Origin of the sequence: Succinivibrio sp. (assembly GCF_045124615.1) — a bacterium.
GTDB lineage: Bacteria > Pseudomonadota > Gammaproteobacteria > Enterobacterales > Succinivibrionaceae > Succinivibrio > Succinivibrio faecicola.
The window spans coordinates 1-2,377 of sequence record NZ_JBGVMC010000242.1; the positions used below are offsets into that span (position 1 = coordinate 1).

General features: G+C 39.4%; 2 protein-coding genes. Both read right to left on the reverse strand.

The window, feature by feature from the left end:
• The coding region (locus tag ACJML3_RS06365; protein WP_406021624.1) for a Na+/H+ antiporter NhaC family protein at positions 1–1,142 on the reverse strand (1,142 nt) is incomplete at its 3' end.
• Positions 1,143–1,282: 140 nt separating this feature from the next.
• Positions 1,283–2,377, reverse strand: a 1,095-nt coding sequence (locus ACJML3_RS06370; RefSeq protein WP_406021626.1) for a phosphoribosylformylglycinamidine synthase subunit PurQ, incomplete at its 5' end; no start/stop codon positions are given.

Here is a 2,377-nt window from a genome sequence, read left to right on the forward strand (position 1 = left end):
GCTGCAATTACGATAACCATTGAAGGAACAGAAAAAGACATACTTACACAGATTGGAATATAAAGCATAGTTAAAATTGGAATAGTACCAAATGAAGTACCAATACCCATTGTAATAAACAGGCCAACCACCATCATAAGTATGGTTGCTGTTACTTTGCTTCCTTTCATGTATGGAACAATTGAGTTTACAAGTGCATCAACACCACCAGTTGCCTTCATAACAGATGCAAATCCTGCTGCTACAAGCATAACAAATGCAATATAGCCCATCAGATAGATACCATCACTGATAAGTGAATCCATCTTTTTAAAACGAATTGCTCTGAATGAAAACAGAATAGTAAGACCACATAAAGCGCCTAATGGAAGAGAGCCCGATGCTAACTGAACAATTAAAGTTACAGCTGCAGACAACATAGTAACATAATGGGATTTATTAAATCTTAAATCCTCTTTATTGATATTTTCTAACAGAGGGGCATTTGCTAAAACCTGATATGTTCTGCTCTTTACATATGAAAAATAAATTGCAATCAGTAAAGAAGCAAACATACCTACACCTAAAATCCAGGTATATGTCCAGATATCCTGAGTCTTAACCTCAACACCGCATGAGGTCATATTATCTGCAATAAGACCCTGGAATATAAGACCGAAACCAGCAGGAAGCGCAATATAAGGTGCTTTAAGACCAAATGCTAAAGCACAGGCAACCGCTCTTCTGTCTAATTTCATTTTGTTCATCAAAGTTAGCAGTGGTGGTACAAGAATAGGAATGAAAGCAATATGCACAGGGATTAGATTCTGAGACATTACAGACATTGCAACAAAGATCCAGATAAGAACAAATTTTTTTGATGTAATCATCAAAGCAATCTTCTTTGAAATCAGATCGGCAAGACCGTTTTTATTTACTGCAACAGCAAAGGCACCAAGAAGGATATAGCTAAGAGCAGTCTCTGAATTTCCACCCATTCCACCAACTAAACTATTCATAACCTCGCTGACAGATAAGTTTCCTGCAATGCCACCTGCTATGGCAGAAAGTAACAAAGATAAGAGTACATTAACTCTGAACAAGCAAAGAGCACAGAGTATCAGCACAGATATGATTATAGGGTTTGTAATAAAATCAATCATAGATTGTCCTACTAAAAGGATGAAGAATGTTTATGAAAGGTATAAGTTAACACAATCAGAAAAAATTTAATTGGAGCTAGAACAAAACTCACGAAAAAAAGGGACAAATGTCCCTTTTTTAAACTTTGAGATTTTAGGTATTAGCCTACAAATACTCTAGCATTTCTGAATAGTCTTACCCATGGGCTATCCTCTCCCCAGTTATCTGGGTGGTATGAGTTAGCAACAGTACGCATTACACGCTCTGGATGAGGCATTAAAATGGTGAATCTACCATCTGTATTAGTTACAGAGGTAATACCATTTGGTGAACCATTAGGATTTAATGGATACTGCTCTGTTGTCTTGCCATCATGGTCGATATAACGAACTGCAATTAAGCCTGACTTTTCAAGATTTGCTAAATGCTCAGCATTCTTAAACTCTGCACGACCTTCACCGTGTGAAACAACGATAGGTAACTTAGAGCCCTTCATACCTGCAAATAGAACAGAAGGTGAATCCTGAATCTCAACTTCAACAAAACGAGCCTCGAAACGCTCTGACAGGTTTGTAACGAATCTTGGCCAGTTGTCAGCACCAGGAATTAATGGAGCTAAAGTTGACATCATCTGACAGCCGTTACATACACCTAAAGCGAAGGTATCTTTACGGTTGAAGAACTTAGAGAACTCATCTGCAGCAGTTGAGTTGAATAAAATTGACTTAGCCCAGCCTTCACCAGCGCCTAAAACGTCACCGTAGCTGAAGCCACCGCAAGCTGCAAAGCCCTTGAAGTCATCAAGTTTAACTCTTCCTGATAATACATCAGACATATGTACATCAACACAGGTAAAGCCAGCACGATTAAAGGCTGCTGCCATTTCACCGTGTGAATTTACGCCCTGCTCACGGAGGATTGCAACCTTAGGAGCAATACCCTTGCTGATATATGGAGCTGCAACATCCTCATTGATATCGAATGTAAGCTCAGCAAACAGACCGCGATCGTTTGACTCATCCTTAGCTTCATATTCCTGACGAGCACACTCTGGATTATCACGCAGAGATTGCATCTGATAGGTTGTCTGAGCCCAGATCTTACGGAACATCTGACGAGGCTCGTTGATAACATCATTACCATCTCGTGTGAATACGATTCTGTCATCAGAACGTAATGAACCGATCTCAAAGATGCAGTTTGCAAGACCGTGACCAGAGAGGATGTTCATTACAGTTTCAGCATCTTCACTCTT